Source organism: Arsukibacterium sp. MJ3 (genome assembly GCF_000987765.1).
In the GTDB taxonomy this organism is placed as follows: Bacteria; Pseudomonadota; Gammaproteobacteria; order Enterobacterales; family Alteromonadaceae; genus Alishewanella.
Window position 1 is genome coordinate 147,918 of record NZ_LAHP01000007.1, and the last position, 24,059, is coordinate 171,976.

Consider the following 24,059-nt stretch of genomic DNA (forward strand, 5'->3'; position numbering starts at 1 on the left):
AGCGGTTTTTTATTTTGGAACCGCGCTTTCCCTGCTAACATTAACACCTTTTACATTGGAGCTTATGGCATGCGTATGCCCCGTATTTATACCCCTCATGCCTTGGCAACAGGCCAGCAACTGCCATTAGATAGCGAAGCCGCTAACCATGTTGGCCGGGTGCTGCGGATGCAAGCAGGCCAGTTGCTACAGTTATTTAATGGCGATGGCCATAATTACCCGGCAATAATTACTGAAGTTGGTAAAAAGCAGGTTATGGTTAGCGTAACCCACACCGAGGAAAACCCGGTAGAATCACCATTACATATTCATCTGGGCCAGGCAATATCACGCGGTGATCGAATGGATTTTGCCATTCAAAAAGCGGTTGAGCTTGGGGTAAGCGCCATAACTCCGCTGTTTACCGAACGCTGCGGCGTAAAACTGGATGGTGAGCGGCTGTTAAAACGTAATGAACAATGGCAGAAAATTGCCATTAGCGCCTGCGAGCAAAGCGGCCGCAGCGTTATTCCACCGGTGTATCCGGCAATGTCATTAGAGCAATGGTTGGCACAACCAACAAATTCCTTACAGTTAACCTTGGATCCGCGCGCCAGCGCCACCATTAAAACCCTTAATGCCAACCAACATATCCGGCTGGTAATTGGCCCTGAGGGCGGCTTTACCGACCATGAGGTGGCTGCGACCAACCGCGCTGGTTTTACCGGTATTCAGCTTGGACCACGAGTACTTCGCACTGAAACCGCAGCATTAACTGCGATAAGTGCCTTACAATTGCAATTTGGCGATCTCGCCTGAGGCTACTATGACAGCAATTAAATTAGGGGTAGTAATGGACCCCATCAGCCAGATTAATATTAAGAAAGATTCCAGCTTTGCCATGTTACTTGAAGCGCAGCATCGTGGTTACGAAATACATTATATGGAAATGGCTGACTTATATTTGCTGGAAGGTGAAGCCCGCGCTACCACCAAAACGCTGACACTGCGTGAGGATAATCAAAGCTGGTATCAATTTAATAAACAGCAGGATATTGCGCTGGCCGAGCTTAACGTTATTTTAATGCGTAAAGATCCGCCGTTCGATACCGAGTATATTTATGCTACCTATATTCTGGAACGGGCAGAAGATGCCGGCAGCTTAATCGTTAATAAACCGCAAAGCCTGCGCGATGCCAACGAGAAACTCTACACTGCCTGGTTTAGCCAATTTACCCCCAAAACACTGGTAAGCCGAAGCGCTGCCCGCCTAAAAGCTTTTTATAAGGCCGAGCAAGATGTCATTTTAAAGCCGTTGGATGGCATGGGGGGGGCGTCTATATTTCGTTTAAAACCGGGCGACCCAAATGTCAGTGTTATTATTGAAACCTTAACAGAACATGGCAGCCGCTATGCCATGGCACAGCGCTACATTGAACAAATTACTGATGGCGACAAACGCATATTAGTGGTAGATGGCGAACCAGTACCCTATTGTTTAGCCCGCATTCCGGCTAGTGGTGAAACCCGCGGTAATTTGGCTGCCGGTGGGCGCGGTGAAGCCAGGCCATTGTCTGACTCTGACTGGGCCATTGCCCGGGCTATTGGCCCAATATTAAAAGAAAAAGGACTTATTTTTGTTGGCTTAGACGTAATTGGTGATAAGCTAACCGAAATCAATGTTACTAGTCCCACTTGTATTCGTGAAATCGAGGCCGCCTTTCCGGTGAGTATTACCGGAATGTTATTCGATGCCATCGAGCAACGCTTGGCGGCTACCTAAGTTCTATTACCTGAGTGCTGTAATCGTAATGCTACAATCACCATACTGTAACTAAAATAGTGAGGTTATTATGCAAGATTTCCAGGATCACTTTTTAATTGCCATGCCCGCGCTTAACGACCCGATGTTTAAGCGCAGTGTTACCTATATCTGTGAGCATACTGCCGAAGGCGCAATGGGTATTGTTATTAACCATCCGCTAGACGTAACCGTGGCAGATTTACTGAACCAGCTACAAATTGAATTTGACAAAAAAAGCCCGGTAGCCCGCAGCGCGGTGTGCGCCGGTGGCCCGGTGCAAAGCGATCGTGGTTTTGTGTTACATAGCCCAAAAGCGGGCTACAGCAGTAGTTTAGAGCTAAATGATGGCCTGATGGTTACCACCTCTAAAGACATATTAATGGATTTAACCACCTCAGCGGCACCAGAAAAATTTATGCTGGCACTGGGTTATGCCGGCTGGACAGCTGGGCAACTGGAGCAAGAAATGGCCGATAACAGCTGGCTGGTGATCCCGGCTGATAACAGTATTATTTTTGATTTTAGCCATGCTGAAAAATGGCAAACGGCTACCGGCAAGATGGGTATAAAACCCTGGCAGCTTACTACGGAGGCAGGTCACGCGTAATGAGTAACACCAGAACCGTGCTAAGTTTTGACTACGGCACTAAAAGTATTGGCGTGGCGGTAGGCTCTGAACTTACCGGCAGCGCCACGTTATTACCGGCACTAAAAGCACAGGACGGCACACCCAACTGGGATCATATAACCACACTTATTACCGACTGGCAGCCGCAACTGCTGCTGGTGGGGTTGCCGCTTAATATGGATGGCAGTGAACAAGACTTTACTGTCCGCACCCGCAAATTTGCTAACCGGCTACATGGCCGCTATGGTTTACCGGTAGCGCTGCATGATGAACGGTTATCTACCGCCGATGCCCGCAGCCGCTTATTTGCTGAAGGTGGTTATCGCAATCTTAGTAAAGATAAAGTAGACAGCTTATCCGCACAGATTATTTTTGAAGGTTGGCATGAGCAACAACCTTAAGCCCACTAACAGCCCTGAACCCGCCATCGCCATTGGCTACTACCAACACTATAAAGGCGCTTACTATCAGGTTATTGATCTCGCTCGCCACAGCGAGACCGAAGAATGGCTGGTTATTTACCGCGCATTGTATGGCGAACACGGCTTATGGGCCCGCCCCGCCAGCATGTTTGCTGAAAATGTTACCATTGCCGGCGAAGAGCTGGCCCGCTTTCAGTTTATTGGTAGCCAACCGCCGGGCAAGCTCTAAGCATTATTAAAGACTGTGTTGCTGTTGCCTATACCACTCACCTACAATTAAACTGGCGGCTACGCTTACATTTAATGACTCTACCTTGCCAGTGCCGGGTATTTGCAGCGCAATATCAGCGCTGTTCGCTACCACTTTTGATACCCCAAACATTTCCTCACCAAATACAATAACCACTTTTTGCGGCAATGCCGTTTTGTACAGTGACTGGCCGCCATGGCTAGAGGTGGTAACCAGGCTATAGCCGGCGTCTTTACAAAGTTTTAGTGCCAGTGGCATATCATCACAGCTAAGCGGGCTAATATACTCGCCACCGCCCTCAGCAGTGCGCAGTGCCGCGCCCGATTGCAGCAACTGTGGCTCGCGCATAATAATGCCGGTTACGCCAAAATGGGCGCAAGTACGGGCAATAGCCCCTAAATTGTGTGGGTTACCCACGCCATCGAGTGCCAGTAAACAATCTTGTTTTGCATTATGCGTAGTTAAATAATTGGCAATACTGGCAATAGGTTGGCGTTTAACCAGCAGTACAATACCGCCATGGTGCTGGCTGGCCGCTACTTTTTCCAGTTCAGCATCATCGACAATATGGTAGGCTTTTTTCTCGCTGGCTAAGTACTTCATCACATCTGCGAATTTTGGCGCCAAAGTGCTACTGATATATAAACGAATAACCGACTCTGGCCGTTGGTTAAACAACACCCGGCAGGCATTCTCACCATATACTTTGCTTTCATTATTTAAGACCGCTTTGACAGGCTTAGCTACCTGCCGTTTAGTACCTGCAGCGTTACGATTAGGTTTACTTGCAGCAGATTTATCAGTTTTAACCCAAGGTTTGTGTAAGGGGTTGGCTGCTTTACCGCCTTTTGGCCTTTGCTGTGACATAACTTATCCTGCTTGCGCTTTTGCGCCTGTAATCGTAAATTTAGCTAATTTTACCAGCTAAAAAACCACAATACCTATATTTTTCTATTTGCGAAACACCGCAATAATGTTGTGCTATTGCTCTTGATATGGCCGATCAGTATTTAATTGACAGTATAATGACAATAAGTGTTTTATGAATTAGGTTATATTGACGAATACGTCATCATCACCCATAATAATTACAACACAACCGCCACGCTTAGTACCCTTTGGGTGTCGCGCAACCTTGGCGGTTTTTTTTCCTGTTTCTTTTCCAGCTATGATTTCCGGCTGTGGGATTGCCGTGGAATTAAGGTGGATAAATGTTTCTAGTCCAATATACCAAACCAGCACTGACCTTTGCTAACCAAATAATTCGTCTTGAACAAAAAGGTATGTTTTTTAACGATAAAGCAAAAGCTGAAATCCAACTTGCTAGTATTAGCTATTATCGTTTAAGTGGATACTGGTATCCCTTTCGTGTTCGCGACTCGCAGAACAATATAAAAAATCATTTTTTGCCAGGCACGTGTTTCAACAATGTGCTTTTTCTATACGAAATTGACCGGAGGCTACGCTCGCTGGTTTTAGATGCCATAGAGCGAGTTGAAATTGCGATTAGAACACAATTCACCTACCACATTGGTCACGCATATGGTCCTTTTGGGCATACAGATGCCAATAACTTTCACCGCAACTTTAATCACGAAAAATGGTTAAGCAAACTTGAACAAGAAGTTTGTCGCTCAAATGATGATTTTATAATGCACTATCAATCTAAGTATAAAGGATTCCCTACTATTCCAATTTGGATGCTAACAGAGGTAATGTCATTAGGAGCGTTGTCGATTGGTTATCAAGGGCTTTACAATGATCAAAAACAAGGTATTGAAGATAAGAAAGCGATTGCCCAGCATTTTAATATTCACCATAAAAAATTGGGGGATTGGTTACATAGTTTAACTTATGTCAGAAATATTTGTGCCCACCATAACAGGTTATGGAACCGCGCTTTGGCTATTAGGCCTGATAAAACAAAAGATACAAATTTCCTTCCTCCTATAACACCAAGAAACGATAGGATTTTTTATATTCTATTAATGCTCAGACATTTATTAAGAACTACAGGAAGTGGTGATAACTGGACACAGCAGGTAAATCAAGTATTAGAACAACTATCCAAAAGCGGTAAGTGGCGCTCAGCAATTGGGCTTCCGGAAAATTGGCAGGAACATCCTATTTGGAAATAACATCTTGCCAGCACGTTTAGGTTTATCAACCATTAAAAAGTCCTGCCTGCTGCTAAATAGCGGTAATTTTAACACTGCTACCCTGCTATTACTTGTATTTTTCGGTTAGCGCAGTATCCTTGGCGGCATTATTCGCTGCAGTTTCTATCAGCGTTATCTTACCAGGGCCAGTACAGCATGCTTAGTTATCGCCACAGTTATCATGCCGGTAACCATGCCGATGTTTTAAAACATCTGGTGCAGGTTGCTATTCTCGATTATTTACTACAAAAAGATAAACCGCTGTGTTACCACGACAGCCATGCCGGTGCCGGCTTGTATAGCCTTGGCAGTGAGCAATCACAAAAAACCGCAGAGTATCAGCAAGGTATTGCACTATTATGGCAGCATAAGCCACGCTCAGCATCGCTGGCCCGTTATTTAAACCTGATAAAAAGCCTTAACCCAGATAGCACTCTGGCGTTTTACCCTGGCTCACCAAAAATTGCTGCGCTAATGTTGCGCGCACAAGACAGTATTCAGGCAACCGAGCTACACCCGAGTGACTTTCCTATTTTACAGAGCCAGTTTGCTAAACGCCGCCATAGCCGCATTGAAAATATTGATGCCTACGCTGGCTTTAAAGCTATGCTACCACCGCTAACCAAACGGGGGCTGGTACTAATAGACCCACCTTATGAGCTAAAAACTGAATATACCGACTTAATTGCCGGCCTTACTGAAGCGTACAAACGTTTTCCGCAAGCTACCTATGCCATCTGGTACCCAGTAATTGAACGCACAGCAACCGAAGCCTTTATTAGTGCTATTGTTGGCACCGGTATTAAAAACCAGCTACGCATTGAATGTTGCCCGCAAAGCGATAAAGCCGGCTTTGGCATGAGTGGCAGCGGCATGCTGGTGATTAACCCACCTTACACCTTAGCGGCAACTATGCAGGACGCGTTAACCGAGTTGGCCCCGTTGCTAACCGCCAGCAGCGATGATAATACAATGAATAGCAGTAACCTGTGGCAGGTAAGCCAACTGGTTGGAGAGTAATATGGTGGTGTTTATATTGTCGTTTATATTGCTCCTAAGCAAAGTGGTCCGGGTTAGCATGTATTCACTGCTAGCTGTAGTGCTATTGCTGCTGTCCGCTAAAAGCCAGGCTTTTGGCCGTACCGGCCATATTATGATCTGCCAGATGAGCTATCAATTAGTGCAACCAGCCACACGCCAGCAGCTAGACCAATTGCTAAAAGCAACACCCTACCCCAGCTTTGGCCCGGCCTGTGTCTGGCCTGACGAAGTACGTTCTGAAGAGCAGTTTGCCTGGACTAAACCCCATCACTATATCAATTTGCAGCGCGGTGAAACAGAAGTTACCCGGGATCATTGCCCCGAGGTGGGCTGTGTGGTGTCGGCCATAGAAGATATGCAACTGCGGCTTAAGCAAAACAAACAAGACTGGCAGGCACTGCTATTTTTAAGCCACTACATTAGTGATTTACATCAACCCTTACATGTTAGTTTTGCCGATGATTTAGGCGGTAACCGCACCGCAGTGTACTTTTTTGGTGAGCCCTCTAATTTACATGGCCTCTGGGACAGCAATTTGCTTACGAAACTGGGTTACGATGAACCTGCTAGGCAACAACAACTGTTTGCCAGCTTAAGCCTGGCGCAGCAGCAACAATGGCAAGCCAGCGGTTTAATGGATTGGACGAATGAGTCAGCCCGCATTACTGTGGGTTTGTATCAGGAATACCGGCCAGGCATGTTAATTAACGACAACTATGTGGCGAAACATCAAGCGGTACTAGAGCAGCGCCTATTACAAGCCGCAGTGCGACTGGCCGCTACCCTGGACAAACTTTTTGCAGAATAACTTACGCAACATAACAGCAGGGTCAGTTAACGGATCCAGCCTTTACTGATCTGGCGAAAGCTGTCGGTACCCGCGCGTTCCAGCCATTCAAATGCCAGCATTTCTTTGCTGATTATCTGACTACCGGCTTGTTGCATACGGCTTAACGCTAGCTGTTTGTTCTCGATGGTGCGCGACCCTACTGCCTCGTCAACTACAAACACCTGGTAACCAGCGGCTAGCAAATCAAACACCGTTTGCAACACACAAACATGGCTTTCGGTGCCAATCACTACAATTTGCTGGCGGCCCAAGCTAGCCAGGCGCTGTTGTACTGCAGGCTCACGCCAGGCACTAAAGTGAATTTTCTCAAGCACGGCGCCATCTGGCAGCAACTCACGTAAGCTAGGTACCGTATGGCCCAGCCCCTGCGGATACTGCTCAGTAGCCAGTAGCGGAATATCCAGCTGTAATGCTACCTGCAATACCCAGGCCGCCGCTTGCTCAACTGCCTTGCTGTCATAAATGGCCGGTGCCAGTTTCTGCTGAATATCAATCAGTAACACCATACTGTCGCTGGCTTTTAATAGCATATCTGTTTGCCTTAGTGCTTGTTTAAACGCATTTAATTACTAGCCTCAGCAGAGTAAATAGTAGTGGCCTCGCCAGCTATTATTAACCCCGCCAGCTATTATTGACCCCGCCACTGGGCATGGCAAAGTGAGTCGTGTTTTTCGCGGCTGAGTAAAATACGGGCCAGCACCATATCGGCTGCACCATTGCTGCCGGTTAAGCCAATTTGCGCTTCAAAGTGTAGCTCGGGCTCTAAATCCTGCATGGTAAGCTCTACCCACTCGGCACCAGGTATTACCATGTCTACATAACCACTTTGTTCATATTGCTGCTGATACAAATTGTAATCGGCGGCATTAAGATTATCGGCTGCTAATTCTTCAAAAATATCAAACGCGTGATCGCACAGCTCGTCCATCGACCATAATTCTAAATCTTGCATACTGCCTGCCTTGAAAACCGGATATTTACTTACTGAAATTTGCGTTCAGTATAGCAAGGCTTTGCGCACAAAGCTGCCATGCTGTTACACTGCGACCGTTAATAGTCGCGGGGTTTAGCATGTACATTTGTCCACTTTGTCGTCAGCCATTAATGTTATTAGGGCTATCAGGGTTGTCAGAGTTATCAGGCCGGCAATACCACTGTACCAATAAACATAGTTTTGATCTTGCAAAAGAAGGCTATGTTAATTTACTGCCGGTACAGCAGAAAAACTCGAAAGATCCCGGCGATAACAAACTAATGATCCAGGCACGGCGGGCCTTTTTAGAAAGTGCTGCATACCAGCCATTGTCAGATGCCGTAAATGGCCTACTCGCCGACACCGCTGCAAAAACGCTGCTAGATTTAGGCTGTGGCGAAGGATATTACAGCGGCCGGCTGCAACAAGCCCTTAGCAAGGCAGCACCAGCGCATAAAGATTTACAGTTGTATGGCATCGATATTTCTAAAATCGCTATTAAATATGCTGCCAAACACTACCCTACTATGCAATTTGCGGTAGCCAGTGCCTATCAGCTGCCCTTTGCGAGCAATTATTTTGACGGTGCTATTCGTATTTATGCCCCGTCTGATAACGCCGAGCTGCAACGGGTTATTAAGCCACAAGGGCGATTAGTGAGTGTTAGCCCAGGGCCAAACCATTTAATAGAAATGAAGCAGGCGGTATACCGCGAGGTAAAACCACATAGCGCTGTCATTAAAGACGAGCCGGGTTTTAACCATATTACGCGGCAGCAATTACGCTACACCTTAGCGATAAATGAGCCGCAGCAACTGGATAATTTATTACAAATGGTGCCACTGGCCTGGAAATTTAATGCTGAAAATCGCCAGCATTTTGTTAGCACAACCCAGCAAATTAGTATCGATTTTTTACTAGATGTGTATCAGCGACAGTAAACAATGCCACTGAATCATTGCCACTAACCATTACTACTGAACTATTGCTACTTAACCAGCGGCTTACAATCAGCAGCCTGGCGGGTGCTACCCTTTTCGTCAGTAGCCACATTTGGCATACACAGTGCCAGTTTCTGTTTTTCCTGCTGCTGCAGCGCACTAAACATCTTATTCCAGAAGGTGGTGCTAAGTTTGTTTACTACGTTAGACTCGGCATTAAGTAAAATAACCAGCCCCAGCTCGCGCTGACGTGAATACGCCAGTTCAGCCCGAAACCCCTGCACCCAGCCACCATGGTAAATCAGTTCTTCACTACCAAACTGATACACCCGCCAGCCCAGCGCATAGTGGGCATCTTTAATATAGTTGCGCCATTCTGAGCGTCGCAGGTCACGCGGGGTTCTCACCCGTTTTTCAATTATTTTATCCAGCACGGCCAGCGGCATCACTTGTGGGTAATAGCCCAATTGGGCAATTAACCAGTGGCTTAAATCAATAACGCTGGCATTTACCCCGGCGGCCGGGGCAAAGCGGTAATAACTTTGGTTTACATTGCGCGAAAGCCAGCCCCCTTTCGCCCGAATATGTGGGCTGGCACGGTTTTCATTCAGCAAATAGGCCTCTAACCCCAACGAGGCCGTGGGTAATTGCAACGGCTCAAAAATATTCTGCCGTAATAAACTGGCATAATCACTAGTGGTGGTCTGGCTGATAATTGGCTCGATCAGACTAAATAACACATTCTGATAGCCATAACATTGGCCAGGGTTACACAGTGGGTCTATTTTTTGAAATTGCGGCAAAATTTTCGCTGGCAGCACATTGGCTTCAATCAGATTATCGTAAGCATTGGGCATTACCCCGCTACTTTGTGATAACAAGTGCTCAATTTTTAATTGCGGATTATAAGTAGCATTTTTAAAGGAAAACTCCGGAATATACTGCACCACCGGTTCGTCCCAACGAAAATGCCCGCGGGCCTCTAAAATACTGGCTAAACCTGCTGCAAATGTTTTTGATACCGAGGCAATTCTAAATACCGTGTAAGGGTCAACCGCCGCTTTTGCACCTACTTCTCTTATTCCGTAGCCTTTGGCACTAATAATTTTGTTTTGGTAAACCACCGCATAAGCAGCACCAGGAATAGCATGCTCAACCATTTGTTGATTAAAGTAACGATCAAACTCGGCTAACTCTGCAGCCAGTGGTTCTACACTAACTTGTGGCTCAACGGCCAATGCCTTAAACGACACAGCCGAGGTTAATCCCAATAGTACTACAACTAAAAATACTCGAATCAAAATAACCTCATATTAGCTAACGCTGACACGTTAAAAAATGCTGCAGCAAGGTATCACTAAAACCGTTATCAGCCAACCACAATAGGCATTTGCTGCTAGCGGCAAACTAGCAGTTTACAGCAGGGCTAACACCAAAATTCGGATCCAAATTAACCACAATACCAAGCAGCCCAACAAAAACACCCTAAAACGAAGCCGCACATTATTGCTGCCAATATGTATAACAGTATGCCAGTACCGCAATGCTACAAAGACCACACCCATCACTAAAAACGTTACATCGGCCAGGCCCAGCTGTAAACTGAACAACACGCTAAAGAGATACAGCATCGGCATTTGAAACTGATTATCAAAATTGCGACTGGTGGCAATAACCTGCTCGTTAGCACCGGTTAAGTCCATGGTACGAAAGGCACTTAGGTTAATTTCTCTATTTTTAGCGGCGTTAATGCGTCGCCGGCCCATAAAAATCATTACCACACTGGTTAGCAACACCTGCGCAAACACTGGTAATAATAGCAACTTCTCCATTGGGTCATCCTGTTAGGTTAGTAATAGTAATTTTTTACCGCTACAAAGCGCATAAAGTATGCCTGTTGCCGACCCTATTGCCAACTGATGATTATAGCTGGCGTTTACAGCCATAGCGGCATTGGGTATCCTTAGCCGTCAAATTTCAGGATGCTGGCCATGGCTCAACTTTATTTTTACTACTCGGCAATGAACGCCGGCAAGTCTACCTCGTTATTGCAAAGCGCCTACAATTATCAGGAACGAGGTATGAGCGTAGCAATATATACCGCAGCGCTAGATAACCGCTTTGGTCTTGGCAAAGTAAGCTCACGTATTGGTCTGGCGATGGACGCCCATATTTTTACACCGCAGTTTCATTTTACAGAGCATGTGCAGCAGCTTAAAACCGACGGCAGGCTAGACTGTGTACTTATTGATGAAGCGCAATTTTTGAGTAAAGTGCAGGTGCGTCAGTTAACCGATATTGTAGATGAGCTGAATATTCCGGTACTGGCGTTTGGCCTTCGCACCGACTTTTTAGGTGAAACCTTTGCCGGTAGCCAGGCATTGCTAGCCTGGGCTGATAAATTAATTGAGCTAAAAACCATTTGTCACTGTGGCCGCAAAGCGAACTTTGTGGTGCGACTCGACGCCGATGGCAATGCCGCTACCGCCGGTAGCCAGGTGCAAATTGGTGGCAATGAAAGCTATGTATCAATGTGTCGTCAGCATTTTAAACAGCTGGTCTGGCAACAACGTTAAACCACGGCAATAAGCCGGATAAGTTGCCATAACAGTGTGATCCGTTATAGTAGTAAAAAACGGATCATTACTTTTATGCTTGCACACGCTAATTCTCGCCCACATTTTTGGAACATCCTGGATAAACTGCCGGTTGCGCTGTTTTATAAGGAAAGTGCCAAAGCTGAAATATGGGCAAATAGCGTCGCACAGCAGTTGTTTGGCTTTACTGCAGCGCAACAGCCACTTAGTTTACCGCAACTGTCCGAAATCAGGCTCTTAGATCAGCAGCAAAACAAAATTAGTTTACTCAGTAATCCATTATTATTAGCACTCAGTGGTACCACCCTAAACCAAGCGGTAACGCTTGATTTTAAAGACAGACAAAAGTCGTTAATACTTAATAGTCAATTGGTTAAGCTGGAATTTAGTTTAGGCACTACCATTATTGTTACCTTGTGCCCGCAGCAAGACGCGCCAGCAAGTAGCGATGGTTTAGCCCACTGTGCACCAAGCGCTGCGCCGGTAATGAGTAACAACCACTATAGCCACACCGATATTGCCGAGTTAGAAGAAGCGTTAGCTTTTGACAAGCTTATGTCACTTATTTCAACCGAACTTATTAACGTTAGCAGCGAGGCGCTGGACCAGCATGTTGACGATGCCTTAGCGGCATTAGGCGAATTTTGCCATGCAGATCGAAGCTATTTATTTCAGTTTAATCAGCAGGTAACTGAAATGAATAACTCGCATGAATGGGTACGCGAGGGCATTAGCCCGCAAAAAGCTAACCTGCAACAAGTTCCAGACACGGCTCTACCCTACTTTTATCAAAAAATGAAGCAAGACCATATTTTTGCCGTTGCCGATATTACCCAGTTACCCGCAGAAGCCAGTAACGAACAGCAGGAATTTAATAACGAAGATATTCGTTCTGTACTGTGTATCGGCATGCTGGCAGAGAATAAATTACTTGGCTTTGTCGGTTGTGACATGGTGGCGCGTCAACGCCACTGGAGTAGTAACGATGTGCGGCGCATTAAGCTGGTGGGTGAGATGATCGCCAACAGTATTCAAAATGTAAATTACCGTAACTCACTGCAACAAATCCAACAGGAATTGCTGGCAGCTAATCGCGAGTTACAAAAGCAAGCCAACCAGGATGGCTTAACCGGCCTGGCCAACCGCCGTCAATTTGATGAAAAACTGCTCGAAGAGATCCAGCGCAGCGCCCGCAGTGCATTGCCACTAAGCCTGTTAATGTTAGACATCGATTTATTTAAGCCGTTTAACGACCACTATGGCCATCAGGCCGGTGATGAAGCCTTGCAACGGGTAGCTACGGTATTAAGCAACGAGGCCAAACGCCAGGGTGAAATAGCGGCCCGCTATGGCGGTGAAGAATTTGCACTTATATTACCTAGCAGCGATAGCGTGGCCTGCCAGGACGTGGCCGAGCGAGTACAACAACAAATTAAAGCGCTGAATATTTCGCACTGTAAATCAGATGTTGCCCCCTACCTTACCGCCAGTATGGGGTGTTTCAGTATTATTGCCTGCAAAAATACCACCGCCAAACAAATGTTACGAAAATCCGATGAAGCCCTGTATCAGGCTAAAGCGGCCGGGCGCAATAAGGTTATTGCTGCTGACTAGTGGCTGCATTAAGCAAAGCAACATTAAACTAAGCTACTTAAACCTTAGCCACTCGCCTAACGGGCAGTGCCGCTATAAATAACCAGCGGCTGTCATTTATAGCCGCTGAACTTACCGCTTAAGAATACTTGTCAGTATTTACTAATTAAAAAAACCAGAACGCGATTCAGTCATATCAATCAGTTTAACTGGTCGGTTTAAAGGTTGGCCACCATCGCGAGCAATTGGTACCCAAGGTAAACGCCCCCGACCTTTTGCTGGCCTCACCGAGAACAAATCGAATGGTAACGATAAATAAAACCCTTTGGTAAAGCTGCCTTCGCCATATTCCTCAGACGATACATTGGTTATCGCCGCATAAGCGCCAATAATAATGCCGCTATCAAAGCGCTTGGCAAAGTCGACATTTACCCCTTTATCTTTTGCCAGAAACTGACCAATATTAAACGTCAAGCGCGTATCAGGCAAAAATGATGGCTGCCAATACACATTAACGTGACCGGTTAAGGTTTTATAATCGAAAAAATCTATGTTATTTTCAAAAGAGCGTTGCCTTACGTAGTTAAGGTCAAAGCCAAATGCAAACTCACTGTCTACCGGCCGATACAACACTTCAGTACCCACACCACCAAACATGGTTTCCAGATAACCACCATAAGCCTGAACAAACCAGTTAGTATCAAGCTGCCGTTGCCAGTGGGCATAGGTGTTTTCCATGCTAAACTTACTGCCAGTAACATATTCACGTACCAGAGTCCGTACCCGCGGCAAAGGCGTATTAAACGCATCTACCTTAAAATTAAAGGTATCAAAGTTTTCCAGCAACGTTAATTTTGCCGTGGTATTAATACTGAAGTTTTCGCTAAATCGATAACCAGCACCCAAAAATACCCCACCCTGATACATATAAAAATTTTCTGGGTTACCAAAAGACTGGATCCAGAAAATTTCCATACCAGTGTATAAACCGGTGGTATAAGGCACATCAGCCAGTGCCATAATATCCGGATCTGGTGCCTGACGAATATAAGTAGACCTAATGTCCGGCTGTAATTGATCATAGGCAGCGGCACGGGCAAAGGCGTCAACGTCAATCACTTTTTCGACCAACGTTAAATTACCACTAAGCTCAATAACTCTTATGCGTTTAATCTGCGACGGTAGCTGTGTTAGCACTACCCTGGCTAAACGTTCAGTGGCTTCAACATCATCCCGGTAATACAACTGATGGCCGTATAAAATAAATTCATCATCGGTCATGCGTGAGGTTTTTAAATAAAAACCGGCATTAAATAACAATTGGCGCAATATAATATTAAGGTCACTAAATTCAGCAATTTGTGGCCTTGGTGAGGCTACTGGCAACATGGCCGGTTTTATCTTTGGCTGGTCATTAGTGTTTAAATCCAGTTGATAATGCACACCAAAACCCAAGGTATTGCCGCGTTGGTAATTTAAACTAAAATCAACATCACGCCACTGATATACCGCCCCCATATTCCAGCGACTGTCTTGTATTAAGTCGCCTGCCTTATCGCGAGAATAGTCGTTACCTTCATATTCAAGTTTTAATTTTAATGGCTGCCAGGGTGTCTGATACTCAACACCGCCAAACAGTGAAGCGGCACCTTTAAAAAACTTGCTGTAACTAATTTTACCACCTTGTCCCAGCGTTTCACTAGGACGGTTACAAAAGCTTTCACGTACACTGCAAAACGGGTTTGCCGTATTTGCTGCTGTTCCCAAATACCCCCATCCCATGCCAAGGTGAACATCGAGCGGCCCTAACTGCTTACTTACAGCAATAAATTCACTTTCAAATAAGCCGGTACCACCAAAATCATTAAAACCCATGGCTACTTGCGGTAAATAACGGCTTTCCGCTAACAAACGCAATTTTACATCAATACCCTTATCTTTTAGGGTTTGATCACCACTAAAACCAGGATCATCGCTATATAATCGGGTACGAATGTCAGTATAGCGTGCGGTAGTCTCCATCCAAGGAAACAGCTGAATGCTCACCGACCAGAAGCGATACTCTTCGTTATCAGTATAATTTGCCGTTAAACTGCCCGCCGGTAACATACGCGCTGTAGGGGTTTGCAGTAAACCAACACCGCCGCGCACCATCTGCGTCAAGCCACTGCCAGACTGCTGCCAGTTGCTGCTAGCACTATTTTTCGAAGCTATTTCAGTACTGTTTTGAGTGCTTGCGGCAGTAATAACTTGCCGGGCAAATGCTGCAGTACTTAGCAACGTTAATGCCACTACCCCCATAGCTAAAGTACAACTTGTGTAATTCATTGTTCTACCCGATGTAAAGCCAGTGCCAGCAAGTTTTTATTAAGCGTGTCCATATCTGCAGTAAACCACATTGCTGTAAAGTTAGCAGTTGCAAAGGGTATAAACACCTGCGCACCAGGCATAGCTTCAATGTGCTGTCGGTTCCAGAGGGCAATGCCGGTTTCAATTATTTGGCCATTTGGCTGAATAATAAACACGGTACTGCTGTCTGCAAAACTCGAGCGCTGTAATGCCGGTAAATACTCCGCTACGGCAGTTGCACCACTGTGGCTTAGCGTTAAGGTTTTTTGTACCGCGCCCCAAAACACTACTGTCGACGGCCTTGCAAATAACTGCAGCTTATACACGCCAGGCTCAAAACGCGGGTTAAAAGGTGCCTGCGCCCGGGCTAAATCATAATCAATAGTTATGACAATGCGCGTTGCTAACTGCCAACTTTTAAGCTGTAATTGCAAGGCAGTAAGCTCTGTTTGCAATGCCGGGCCAACGTGTAGTTTTAGCTCGTCTATCTGCTGCAATAACGCTATGCGTTGCTGTTCTATATCGCTGTTGTTTACCCGGTATAATTTAGTAGCCGGCCAATACCAGTTTTGCTGCAAAGCAATTGGTGCCAACACTTCATCTAGCCTTGGTTCGTTTTCAAATTGGTAAACGGTATTATTAAGCGTTATTTCAACAGTAGCAAAGCTACTAGTAGAACACAGCGCAACAGCGCTTAAAAGTAGAAGAATTCTGTTCATATTGCGTCTGCCGCCACCGCTATACCGTTACGTTGCAGCTGCCTGACCACTTCACTAATAAAAGTAAGCTCAAACGGCTCTGCCCCTGGCGCCAACATCTGCCGGCTCTTTAATACCACACCACTTTTTGCCTCTAACCAAAACTGGTTTTGCCATTTGTCATCAAACCTGACAAAGTTGGCAGTATTATCATATTGAACATTTTCTATTAGTGGTATCACTGCAACGTGCTGGCCAAAAAATAGCATAGTTTCAGCAGGGCCATATTGAAACGTCGAGCGCAACTGATAACCATATTCATGCTGCTGCCAATCGGCAAGTCGTAACCAGGGGCTGTTGTTACGTAAGCCGAATTGCTGTTTTAAAGGGTCTTGTGCCGTGTTGCTAAGGTGTAACAAGTCGTTGTCTAAGCCAATAGTGCGCACAATACGGCCCTGCTCAGTAATTAGTACAACCCGATCAGCCGACACCCACTTTAATTGCCCTTGCTCAATAAACATTAATGCCATTGCCACCTGGGCTTGCTTACCATACTTTATATACAAGTAATCGTGTTTTGCCGAGGTAAAAGCGGCATAAGGCAATTGCACATCTAAAGTAGGTGTAAATGCTAACGTCAGCATATCGGTGTAGGCGCGATAGGTACCAGAACAAGACATTAACGCAGAAAAACAAACGAGCAGTAAGAGCTTTTTAACAAGCATCATCTTACAAACCTTGAAAAAATTGCTATAAACAAAAAAGCCGCCGTAAGGCGGCTTCTGAAAACACTATATTTAGTTTACCGGCTGCACTATAGCAGGGTAAGTTGCAGTTACTGGAACCACAGTAATAGTATTAGTAACTGTTCCTGAAACACTAGCAGTAGCGGTAGCGGTGCCAGTTGTAGTACTAGTACACACACCGGCTACAGGTGCAGCATCACCACTGTTACATACCAGAGCAAATTCTTGCTCAGGTGGTAAGGTAACACCAGAGCTATTTGAAACAATAGATGCAGCAACTGCTAAAGAAACACCAAGAGCCGTTAAGCTGGCAATAGTTACCGCACCAGTTCCGGCTACACCAGAACCACCAGCTACAGCAGTATTATTTTGCTGAGCAGTTACATTATTGCTCATCGCCAACGCCATACCGGCAATAATTAATAATTTTTTCATACATTGTCCCTCGTTTAACAAATTAAAATTCCAGATGCACGCAGCTTAAACCAAAATAGTAACAAGCTCAACCAGAATTATCAAAAAATTTACGCTATTTGTTTAGCCGTTAAGCTTGAATAAACAGACGCTTTATCAGCATTACTTTTAAATGGTATTGCCGCAATTTGTGACGCCGTCTCAATATCGCAAGCGGCCCGCACAACCAAGTCGCTGGTAGCACAACTGTAGTTAAATTCGGTTGGTGCACTGCGAATAAGCTCAATAATATTTTCAACCGCAAACTCATCACAAGCCTGGTCAAGTCTTGTCAGTAAATGTGCCATTTCCGGCCAGCTTAAGCGTGCTTCATCGGCAGCCATAATCCGGCTATGCTCAGTTTGCCGCACATTTTCGCCTATTAGCAGTTCTTCATACAACTTTTCGCCGGGTCTAAGGCCGCTGTACTGAATTTCAATATCACCGTTCGGGTGAATACTATCTTTTACTTCCAGGCCCATTAAATGAATCATTCGTCTGGCTAAATCGGCTATTTTTACCGGCTCACCCATATCCAGCACGAAAACTTCGCCACCTTTACCCATAGCGCCCGCCTGAATAACCAGCTGTGCCGCTTCAGGAATAGTCATAAAATAGCGAATAATATCTTTATGGGTTACCGTTAATGGCCCACCTTTACGAATTTGTTCCCGAAACAACGGCACCACCGAACCACTGGAGCCCAGCACATTACCAAAGCGCACCATACAAAACCGAGTGGTATTTTGGTGTTCTGCCAGTGCTTGCAGCACCAGCTCTGCTAAGCGTTTCGACGCACCCATTACATTAGTTGGCCGCACTGCTTTATCGGTAGAAATTAATACAAAAGTATCTACCTTGGCTCTAATGGCGGCTTCTGCCGTATACCAGGTGCCAAATACGTTATTACGCACCCCTTCTACCACGTTATATTCAACTAACGGTACATGCTTATAAGCTGCTGCGTGATACACAGTGTTTACCGCAAAAGTTCGCATTACGGTTTCCAGCCGGCTTTGCCGCTGCACTGTGCCCATTACCGGAATAAGCGCTATATCAAGATTATCACGGCTAATTATTGCCGCGAGTTCTTGCTCAATACTGTATAAACCAAATTCAGATAATTCAAACAATACCAACATTGTCGGCTCATACCGAATTATTTGCCGGCATAACTCTGAGCCGATAGAACCACCGGCGCCGGTAACCATTACCACCTTGCCTTTAATATCGGCATTCATTAATTTACTTTTAGGGGCTACAGCATCACGGCCAAGCAAATCTTCTATTTTTACATCTTGTAATTCATCAATGCGCATGGTGCCATCAACTAGGTCACTCATACCGGGGATAGACTGCACCGGTATTGGCAGTTCATCCAACGCGTCTAATACTTCACGGCGCCTGGCACGGCTAGCTGATGGCAACGCCAGTAATACCCGGCTAATATTTTTACTTTTAATCAAGGCGCTAATTTGCGATGGCACACCCACTGCAATACCCAAAATAGTCGAGCGCTGCAAAGTGGTGTCATCGTCAATAAACATTACCGGATGATATTGCTCACCATTTAACAAGGCTTGGGCTAATTGCCGACCAGAAGAGCCCGCCCCGTAAATTAGTACCCGCTCTTTGTAGCCATTGTTGCGCTGCACTAAAAACATCCTGGCCAACAGACGAATACCGCCCGACGTTACCAACGCTAATATGGCATACACAAATATCAGGTTGCCGCGTTGTGTTACGCCCAGAAAGGCAAACAATAACGCCAGAATAACCGCACTACTAACAATACCTGCTAATACCGCGCCTAATGCATGCTGGCCGATATAACGTATTACCGCCCGGTATAGCCCCAGCTTGGTAAAAATAAATAACGTTATCGGTAATGTTATTGCAAAAGCCAGCGCTATTTGCGGTATGGCACTATCAGCAGCATCTTGGGTCAGTAAATAAGCTGCCACCAATGAAATAATTAAAAAATTAATATCAATTATCACCGATATCAGCCGCTTTACCGAACGCGGTAACCCCAGTAACCATCCAAGCATTAAACTCTCCAAAACATGCGCTACAGTAAAATAATGCAGCAAAAAATTGTTATGATTATAGCATTTGTACAGCGCCGCAGACAGCTCAAGAACGCTACCCGCTATCTTATTGCTGTTTCAGGTAATTTAGCAATGTAATTCAACGCTATTAACTATCAATGAGGTTATTCTTAACAGATCCGAATGAATGTCCGCTTAATTGTTAGCAACAATACCTTGCCCGCGCAAATACGCTAATACCTGCCTGGCGGCCTGTTCAATACTTAGCTCGACGGTGTTTACATGTATATCCGGCTTTTGCGGCGCCTCATAGGGGGAACTAATGCCGGTAAAGTGGGCTATTTCACCGGCACGGACTTTTTTATACAGGCCTTTCGGGTCACGTTGCTCGCAAATGGCCAGTGGCGTATCAACAAATACTTCAATAAAAGCGTTACCCGCCAGTGCTTTTGCCTTTGCTCGATCAGCAATAAACGGCGAGATAAAAGCAGTGCCAACAATTAAACCGGCATCTAACATCAGCCGGCTTACTTCAGTAATGCGGCGGATATTTTCTACCCGCGAGGTATCGTCAAAACCTAAATCATTATTTAGGCCGTGGCGCACATTATCGCCATCCAGTAAGTAGGTACTGCAGCCGAGGTTAAACAATAGCCTATCTACCGCATTAGCAATAGTAGATTTGCCCGAGCCCGAAAGCCCGGTATACCACAACAAACACGGCTGATGGCCATTACGCAATTGGCGCTCACGATGATTTACCGCGGCATTATGCCAGACAATATTGTCTGTCATGTTAAACGACCTTTTTTCGCTAATTCCGGCAGATGCTTACGCAGCAATTGAATAAGCTCTAACTCGAAGGTGCTTAAGCCACTAATTGGCTGCTCTGGCTGTGGTTCAAGCTCTGGACCGGCCTGTGCCACCAATGCAGCATCGACCATACCAGCAGCTACCGTTAAATTGGTTAAGCGGTCAATAATAATAAATGCACCCGTTTGCTTGTTTTTTAAATAGGCATCGAAGGCCACGGCTTCAGTTAAGGTAATATCTACCAAGCCTATTTCATTTAACCCAAGGCTTTGTGTATAGCACTCTTCCAACGTATTAACATCAATTCGGTGGTGTAACTTCGCTACTTCACCACTAACCAATTTGCAAGCAAACTTAAAGTAGTAATCACGTTCAGTTTTTAGTGGCTGCTCATGCATCCAGATTAATCTGGCCCGTAACCGTGATGACACATGCGCTAATACATCCTTTTTCACCAGCATATTGCCACGGCTAATGTCTATTTCATCGTTCAACGTTAGCGTTACGGCTTGCGGGGCATGCGCCTGTGTTAGCTCGCCATTAAAAGTAACAATCGACTTTATAGTAGAAATAGTACCCGCCGGCAATACCCTAATGGTGTCACCCACCGCCACACTGCCAGCAGCAATAGTTCCGGCAAAGCCCCGAAACTCTGAATTTGGCCGGCTAACCAGCTGCACCGGAAAACGAAACTCCGGGCTGCCAGCAGAGGCGCTTATTTCCATGGTTTCCAGGTACTGCATTAAGGTTGAGCCACGAAACCAGTTTAATTTTTCGCTGGGGTTAACCACGTTGTCTCCCTCCAAGGCCGAAATAGGCACAAAGCGAATATCCGGAATATCTAGCGCACCGGCCAGCGTTAAATACTGGTCCTGAATATCTTTATAACGCGCCTGCGAATAATCTACCAAATCCATTTTATTAATGGCGACAATCACATGCTTAATACCCAGCAAACTGCAAATAAAACTATGGCGGCGGGTTTGCGTTTGCACGCCCTTACGCGCGTCTACCAAAATAATTGCCACGTCACAGGTTGAAGCACCGGTAGCCATATTGCGAGTGTATTGCTCGTGCCCTGGGGTATCGGCAATAATAAATTTACGCTTGTCAGTCGAAAAATAGCGGTAGGCCACATCAATCGTAATGCCCTGCTCACGCTCAGACTGCAGGCCGTCAACCAGCAGCGCTAAATCAACTTTATTACCCTGCGTACCCGACTTTTTACTGTCTTCGGTAATCGCAGCAAGCTGGTCTTCAAAAATCATTTTGCTGTCATGCAATAAACGGCCTATTAGGGTGCTTTTGCCGTCATCGACACTGCCACAAGTAATAAAGCGCAGCAGCTGTTTGTTTTCATGTTGCTTTAAATAGGCCAGAATATCATGTTCAATTAATGCTGAGGCATGGCTCATTACTTACTCCTTATTACCTAAAAGTAGCCTTCCATCTTCTTCTTTTCCATCGAGCCACTACTATCGTGGTCAATCATCCGGCCCTGGCGCTCTGAAGTTTTGGTTAGCAGCATTTCCTGAATAATCTCTGGTAAAGTTGCAGCCGTAGATTCCACCGCGCCGGTTAGGGGGTAACAACCAAGGGTGCGAAAGCGAACTTGCCTTAACAATGGCGTTTCGCCGTCTTTTAGCGGCATACGGGCATCATCTACCATAATAAGCGTGCCGTCGCGCTCGACCACCGGCCGGGCTTTGGCAAAGTACAAATCAGGAATATCAATATTTTCCAGATATATGTATTGCCATATATCCAGCTCTGTCCAGTTAGACAGTGGAAACACCCGAATGCTTTCGCCTTTATCTACCCGGCCGTTAAAGATATTCCACAGCTCAGGCCGTTGGTTTTTTGGGTCCCAGCGATGGTTTTTATCCCGAAACGAGTACACCCGCTCTTTCGCCCGCGACTTTTCTTCATCGCGGCGCGCGCCGCCAAAAGCCGCATCAAACTTATATTTGTCCAATGCCTGTTTCAGGCTTTGGGTTTTCATAATATCAGTATGTTTGCCACTGCCATGGCTGAACGGGCCAACATTCATTGCCAGCCCTTCCTGGTTTATGTGCACCAGCAGCTCAACGCCCAGCTTTTTCGGGATCTGATCACGAAAAGCGATCATTTCCTTAAACTTCCAGGTGGTATCAACATGTAGCAGCGGAAACGGAATGTTACCCGGATAAAACGCTTTTCGCGCCAAATGCAGTAACACCGAAGAGTCTTTGCCCACTGAATACAGCATTACCGGCTTTTCAAACTCAGCAACCACTTCACGAAATATATGAATCGATTCGTTTTCCAGAGCCTGCAAGTGGGTCATTCCTTTAGCCAACATAAGTTACTCCTGCTAATGGCTTACTAGTAGCGGTTAATTAAACAGCAGTATAGACGGCTGCAATATCGGCAAATATACCGTTCTAGCAGCTGCAGGTTCAAGTAATGGTTTGGTATATGATATAGCAGAGCTGAATAGTCAATAAAAAGAGTCAATAAAAAGAATAAAAAGGGTCAGAGTGAATAATTTATTCACTCTGACCCTTTTTTAAAGTAGTAAAAAGTAGAAGTAAATCTATTTATCAGGGCGCAATTAGGGCAGCGCTTGCTTAAAGGTTGTCTAACATTTTTTGAGCTTGAGGTAAAATGCTGTCAGAGTAATAATCAGCCGTTACCGACATATTGGCAGCAGCCTCGGAATATTCCAGCGGATTAGCCAACAATAACGTTAGTGCCTGATGTAACTTTTTATCGACTACCTGTTGTCCGTAATGACTGTAAGATTCAAACAAAGCAGTAGAGGGAATATCGCCCCAATTGCTATACATAACTATCAAGTCAAATATGTCTTTATATGGCTTAATACCCACCCGATCAGCATTAGCTAATAGCTTCGTAGCAAAACAAGAGCTGCGGTCCAAGTAAGGCACCGGGAAAAATGCCCCCGCAGCGGCTGCTAGCGCGTAATTATCAAAAGCTACGAACTCAAGCTTAATTGCCACATTGTCTAACTTAATAAAAGTACGCACACCATAACGGTCAAATATAATCTCACGGCCATAATTAAACTCTTTATAAACCAACTCGCCAAGAGAACTATTATTTACCTGCTGACGCACAGCGCGAAAAGCAGCTTTGTCTTTACACAAGAAATCAATATCTACTGACTCTCGATACTCATCCAGTTCAAGGGCAATACGAGTGCCACCGCCAAAAAAAATGGCATGCTCAGATAAAAATTCGCTATTAAAGTTTGCCAAACAGTTAGCAATTAATTGATGTTTTTCCCGGCGATAGTGTATTTTCATAACCGTGGATTACCTGGTGCAGGTAAAAAACCGCCGGCGTTTTGGGCAAGGTTGCTGATCAGCTTAAGTTCGCTTGCCGTAAGTTTGCGCTGATCAACAAAAAGCCAACGCCGTTCATAAATATCAAGCACTTCTTTTTCTTCAAAAAAACGTTCTTTTGTATCCCACAGCAAACGGTCTAACTCGGGAAATTGTTGCCGATCAATTTTAGCCATTTATTACCCAAAGCTATCATCTTCTTAACTATTAAAAAAATACACTACAGCTGGATATATGTCCAGTTTCCAGTAATAACGAATATAAAAAGGGTCAGAGTCTGACAAATCCCCACAAAATGTATATAAAAAACAATAGTATAATAAAGAAATAATTGAACATTCATGGCGTTTGGTGATCAGATCTAT

Annotated in this window: 26 protein-coding genes; 11 read left to right on the forward strand and 15 right to left on the reverse strand. The window is 45.3% G+C overall.

What is annotated here, in order from left to right; all coding sequences use genetic code 11:
• The first annotated feature begins 69 nt into the window (after window positions 1–69).
• From rsmE to VT06_RS07500, 5 genes are all read left to right on the forward strand, one after another.
• Complete coding sequence (gene rsmE / locus VT06_RS07480) at window positions 70–798, forward strand: 16S rRNA (uracil(1498)-N(3))-methyltransferase (protein WP_046553697.1); 729 nt, start codon at window positions 70–72, stop codon at window positions 796–798.
• A gap of 7 nt (window positions 799–805) precedes the next feature.
• The gene (gshB, locus tag VT06_RS07485) at window positions 806–1,762 is read left to right on the forward strand and encodes a glutathione synthase (protein ID WP_046553656.1); all 957 of its coding nucleotides are present in this window, start codon (window positions 806–808) and stop codon (window positions 1,760–1,762) included.
• Between the two features lie 70 nt (window positions 1,763–1,832).
• Complete coding sequence (locus tag VT06_RS07490) at window positions 1,833–2,390, forward strand: YqgE/AlgH family protein (protein WP_046553657.1); 558 nt, start codon at window positions 1,833–1,835, stop codon at window positions 2,388–2,390.
• A complete protein-coding gene (ruvX, locus tag VT06_RS07495) occupies window positions 2,390–2,812 on the forward strand; it encodes a Holliday junction resolvase RuvX (protein WP_046553658.1) in 423 nt (140 codons plus the stop codon). The genes VT06_RS07490 and ruvX overlap by 1 nt, the downstream gene beginning before the upstream one ends.
• Complete coding sequence (locus VT06_RS07500) at window positions 2,796–3,062, forward strand: DUF1653 domain-containing protein (RefSeq protein ID WP_046553659.1); 267 nt, start codon at window positions 2,796–2,798, stop codon at window positions 3,060–3,062. The genes ruvX and VT06_RS07500 overlap by 17 nt, the downstream gene beginning before the upstream one ends.
• Before the next feature lie 6 nt (window positions 3,063–3,068).
• On the opposite strand, the gene VT06_RS07505 is transcribed toward VT06_RS07500, so the two are convergent.
• A complete protein-coding gene (locus VT06_RS07505) occupies window positions 3,069–3,950 on the reverse strand; it encodes a tRNA/rRNA methyltransferase (RefSeq protein ID WP_046553660.1) in 882 nt (293 codons plus the stop codon).
• A gap of 344 nt (window positions 3,951–4,294) precedes the next feature.
• On the opposite strand from VT06_RS07505, the gene VT06_RS07510 reads away from it, so the two are divergent.
• The 3 genes from VT06_RS07510 (at window position 4,295) to VT06_RS07520 (ending at window position 7,091) form a co-directional block, all read left to right on the forward strand.
• The gene (locus tag VT06_RS07510) at window positions 4,295–5,221 is read left to right on the forward strand and encodes an Abi family protein (RefSeq protein WP_046553661.1); all 927 of its coding nucleotides are present in this window, start codon (window positions 4,295–4,297) and stop codon (window positions 5,219–5,221) included.
• Between the two features lie 177 nt (window positions 5,222–5,398).
• Window positions 5,399–6,262 (forward strand): 23S rRNA (adenine(2030)-N(6))-methyltransferase RlmJ, encoded by an 864-nt coding sequence (locus VT06_RS07515; protein WP_046553662.1) that lies wholly within the window; start codon window positions 5,399–5,401, stop codon window positions 6,260–6,262.
• Window position 6,263: 1 nt separating this feature from the next.
• Entirely contained in the window at window positions 6,264–7,091 is an 828-nt protein-coding gene (locus VT06_RS07520; RefSeq protein ID WP_235357380.1) for a S1/P1 nuclease, read from the forward strand.
• Window positions 7,092–7,117: 26 nt separating this feature from the next.
• Here the strand turns inward: VT06_RS07520 and VT06_RS07525 are convergent, their stop codons facing one another.
• Window positions 7,118–7,663, reverse strand: coding sequence for a hydrolase (locus VT06_RS07525; RefSeq protein ID WP_046553663.1), 546 nt, complete (start codon window positions 7,661–7,663; stop codon window positions 7,118–7,120).
• Window positions 7,664–7,761: 98 nt separating this feature from the next.
• Entirely contained in the window at window positions 7,762–8,085 is a 324-nt protein-coding gene (locus VT06_RS07530; RefSeq protein ID WP_046553664.1) for a DUF440 family protein, read from the reverse strand.
• A gap of 119 nt (window positions 8,086–8,204) precedes the next feature.
• On the opposite strand from VT06_RS07530, the gene rlmA reads away from it, so the two are divergent.
• Complete coding sequence (gene rlmA / locus VT06_RS07535; protein ID WP_046553665.1) at window positions 8,205–9,047, forward strand: 23S rRNA (guanine(745)-N(1))-methyltransferase; 843 nt, start codon at window positions 8,205–8,207, stop codon at window positions 9,045–9,047.
• A gap of 47 nt (window positions 9,048–9,094) precedes the next feature.
• Here rlmA and VT06_RS07540 read toward each other — a convergent pair whose 3' ends face one another.
• The gene (locus tag VT06_RS07540; protein ID WP_235357381.1) at window positions 9,095–10,348 is read right to left on the reverse strand and encodes a serine hydrolase; all 1,254 of its coding nucleotides are present in this window, start codon (window positions 10,346–10,348) and stop codon (window positions 9,095–9,097) included.
• Window positions 10,349–10,462: 114 nt separating this feature from the next.
• On the reverse strand, window positions 10,463–10,879 hold the full coding sequence (locus tag VT06_RS07545) for an MAPEG family protein (RefSeq protein ID WP_046553667.1): 417 nt from the start codon (window positions 10,877–10,879) through the stop codon (window positions 10,463–10,465).
• A gap of 159 nt (window positions 10,880–11,038) precedes the next feature.
• On the opposite strand from VT06_RS07545, the gene VT06_RS07550 reads away from it, so the two are divergent.
• Window positions 11,039–11,623, forward strand: a complete 585-nt coding sequence (locus VT06_RS07550; RefSeq protein WP_046553668.1) for a thymidine kinase — start codon at window positions 11,039–11,041, stop codon at window positions 11,621–11,623.
• Between the two features lie 75 nt (window positions 11,624–11,698).
• Window positions 11,699–13,258 (forward strand): sensor domain-containing diguanylate cyclase, encoded by a 1,560-nt coding sequence (locus tag VT06_RS07555; RefSeq protein WP_046553699.1) that lies wholly within the window; start codon window positions 11,699–11,701, stop codon window positions 13,256–13,258.
• Between the two features lie 141 nt (window positions 13,259–13,399).
• Here VT06_RS07555 and VT06_RS07560 read toward each other — a convergent pair whose 3' ends face one another.
• The 10 genes from VT06_RS07560 to VT06_RS07605 all read right to left on the reverse strand — a co-directional run bounded on the left by VT06_RS07560 (window position 13,400) and on the right by VT06_RS07605 (window position 23,870).
• The gene (locus VT06_RS07560; protein WP_046553669.1) at window positions 13,400–15,565 is read right to left on the reverse strand and encodes a YjbH domain-containing protein; all 2,166 of its coding nucleotides are present in this window, start codon (window positions 15,563–15,565) and stop codon (window positions 13,400–13,402) included.
• Window positions 15,562–16,305, reverse strand: a complete 744-nt coding sequence (locus VT06_RS07565; RefSeq protein ID WP_046553670.1) for a capsule biosynthesis GfcC family protein — start codon at window positions 16,303–16,305, stop codon at window positions 15,562–15,564. The genes VT06_RS07560 and VT06_RS07565 overlap by 4 nt, the downstream gene beginning before the upstream one ends.
• Window positions 16,302–17,012: a YjbF family lipoprotein gene (locus tag VT06_RS07570; protein WP_235357382.1), complete on the reverse strand. Its 711-nt coding sequence runs from the start codon at window positions 17,010–17,012 to the stop codon at window positions 16,302–16,304. The genes VT06_RS07565 and VT06_RS07570 overlap by 4 nt, the downstream gene beginning before the upstream one ends.
• A gap of 69 nt (window positions 17,013–17,081) precedes the next feature.
• Complete coding sequence (locus VT06_RS07575) at window positions 17,082–17,465, reverse strand: hypothetical protein (protein WP_046553671.1); 384 nt, start codon at window positions 17,463–17,465, stop codon at window positions 17,082–17,084.
• Between the two features lie 89 nt (window positions 17,466–17,554).
• Window positions 17,555–19,534 carry a nucleoside-diphosphate sugar epimerase/dehydratase gene (locus VT06_RS07580; RefSeq protein ID WP_052750195.1) on the reverse strand — a complete coding sequence of 660 codons (1,980 nt, stop codon included), beginning with the start codon at window positions 19,532–19,534 and terminating at the stop codon, window positions 17,555–17,557.
• Window positions 19,535–19,729: 195 nt separating this feature from the next.
• On the reverse strand, window positions 19,730–20,329 hold the full coding sequence (cysC, locus tag VT06_RS07585; protein WP_046553672.1) for an adenylyl-sulfate kinase: 600 nt from the start codon (window positions 20,327–20,329) through the stop codon (window positions 19,730–19,732).
• On the reverse strand, window positions 20,326–21,762 hold the full coding sequence (cysN, locus tag VT06_RS07590) for a sulfate adenylyltransferase subunit CysN (protein ID WP_046553673.1): 1,437 nt from the start codon (window positions 21,760–21,762) through the stop codon (window positions 20,326–20,328). The genes cysC and cysN overlap by 4 nt, the downstream gene beginning before the upstream one ends.
• A gap of 17 nt (window positions 21,763–21,779) precedes the next feature.
• Window positions 21,780–22,688 carry a sulfate adenylyltransferase subunit CysD gene (cysD, locus tag VT06_RS07595; protein ID WP_046553674.1) on the reverse strand — a complete coding sequence of 303 codons (909 nt, stop codon included), beginning with the start codon at window positions 22,686–22,688 and terminating at the stop codon, window positions 21,780–21,782.
• A 268-nt stretch (window positions 22,689–22,956) separates the two neighbouring features.
• The gene (locus VT06_RS07600) at window positions 22,957–23,655 is read right to left on the reverse strand and encodes a nucleotidyl transferase AbiEii/AbiGii toxin family protein (protein WP_046553675.1); all 699 of its coding nucleotides are present in this window, start codon (window positions 23,653–23,655) and stop codon (window positions 22,957–22,959) included.
• A complete protein-coding gene (locus VT06_RS07605) occupies window positions 23,652–23,870 on the reverse strand; it encodes a hypothetical protein (protein WP_046553676.1) in 219 nt (72 codons plus the stop codon). The genes VT06_RS07600 and VT06_RS07605 overlap by 4 nt, the downstream gene beginning before the upstream one ends.
• Window positions 23,871–24,059 lie beyond the last annotated feature (189 nt).

Bases quoted from the DNA above. Each gene is read 5' to 3' on its own strand.
- rsmE (WP_046553697.1), top strand. From the start codon at position 70: ATGCGTATGCCCCGTATTTATACCCCTCATGCCTTGGCAACAGGCCAG.
- gshB (WP_046553656.1), top strand. From the start codon at position 806: ATGACAGCAATTAAATTAGGGGTAGTAATGGACCCCATCAGCCAGATT.
- VT06_RS07490 (WP_046553657.1), top strand. From the start codon at position 1,833: ATGCAAGATTTCCAGGATCACTTTTTAATTGCCATGCCCGCGCTTAAC.
- ruvX (WP_046553658.1), top strand. From the start codon at position 2,390: ATGAGTAACACCAGAACCGTGCTAAGTTTTGACTACGGCACTAAAAGT.
- VT06_RS07500 (WP_046553659.1), top strand. From the start codon at position 2,796: ATGAGCAACAACCTTAAGCCCACTAACAGCCCTGAACCCGCCATCGCC.
- VT06_RS07505 (WP_046553660.1), bottom strand. From the start codon at position 3,950: ATGTCACAGCAAAGGCCAAAAGGCGGTAAAGCAGCCAACCCCTTACAC.
- VT06_RS07510 (WP_046553661.1), top strand. From the start codon at position 4,295: ATGTTTCTAGTCCAATATACCAAACCAGCACTGACCTTTGCTAACCAA.
- VT06_RS07515 (WP_046553662.1), top strand. From the start codon at position 5,399: ATGCTTAGTTATCGCCACAGTTATCATGCCGGTAACCATGCCGATGTT.
- VT06_RS07520 (WP_235357380.1), top strand. From the start codon at position 6,264: ATGGTGGTGTTTATATTGTCGTTTATATTGCTCCTAAGCAAAGTGGTC.
- VT06_RS07525 (WP_046553663.1), bottom strand. From the start codon at position 7,663: ATGCTATTAAAAGCCAGCGACAGTATGGTGTTACTGATTGATATTCAG.
- VT06_RS07530 (WP_046553664.1), bottom strand. From the start codon at position 8,085: ATGCAAGATTTAGAATTATGGTCGATGGACGAGCTGTGCGATCACGCG.
- rlmA (WP_046553665.1), top strand. From the start codon at position 8,205: ATGTACATTTGTCCACTTTGTCGTCAGCCATTAATGTTATTAGGGCTA.
- VT06_RS07545 (WP_046553667.1), bottom strand. From the start codon at position 10,879: ATGGAGAAGTTGCTATTATTACCAGTGTTTGCGCAGGTGTTGCTAACC.
- VT06_RS07550 (WP_046553668.1), top strand. From the start codon at position 11,039: ATGGCTCAACTTTATTTTTACTACTCGGCAATGAACGCCGGCAAGTCT.
- VT06_RS07555 (WP_046553699.1), top strand. From the start codon at position 11,699: ATGCTTGCACACGCTAATTCTCGCCCACATTTTTGGAACATCCTGGAT.
- VT06_RS07560 (WP_046553669.1), bottom strand. From the start codon at position 15,565: ATGAATTACACAAGTTGTACTTTAGCTATGGGGGTAGTGGCATTAACG.
- VT06_RS07565 (WP_046553670.1), bottom strand. From the start codon at position 16,305: ATGAACAGAATTCTTCTACTTTTAAGCGCTGTTGCGCTGTGTTCTACT.
- VT06_RS07570 (WP_235357382.1), bottom strand. From the start codon at position 17,012: ATGATGCTTGTTAAAAAGCTCTTACTGCTCGTTTGTTTTTCTGCGTTA.
- VT06_RS07575 (WP_046553671.1), bottom strand. From the start codon at position 17,465: ATGAAAAAATTATTAATTATTGCCGGTATGGCGTTGGCGATGAGCAAT.
- VT06_RS07580 (WP_052750195.1), bottom strand. From the start codon at position 19,534: ATGCTTGGATGGTTACTGGGGTTACCGCGTTCGGTAAAGCGGCTGATA.
- cysC (WP_046553672.1), bottom strand. From the start codon at position 20,329: ATGACAGACAATATTGTCTGGCATAATGCCGCGGTAAATCATCGTGAG.
- cysN (WP_046553673.1), bottom strand. From the start codon at position 21,762: ATGAGCCATGCCTCAGCATTAATTGAACATGATATTCTGGCCTATTTA.
- cysD (WP_046553674.1), bottom strand. From the start codon at position 22,688: ATGTTGGCTAAAGGAATGACCCACTTGCAGGCTCTGGAAAACGAATCG.
- VT06_RS07600 (WP_046553675.1), bottom strand. From the start codon at position 23,655: ATGAAAATACACTATCGCCGGGAAAAACATCAATTAATTGCTAACTGT.
- VT06_RS07605 (WP_046553676.1), bottom strand. From the start codon at position 23,870: ATGGCTAAAATTGATCGGCAACAATTTCCCGAGTTAGACCGTTTGCTG.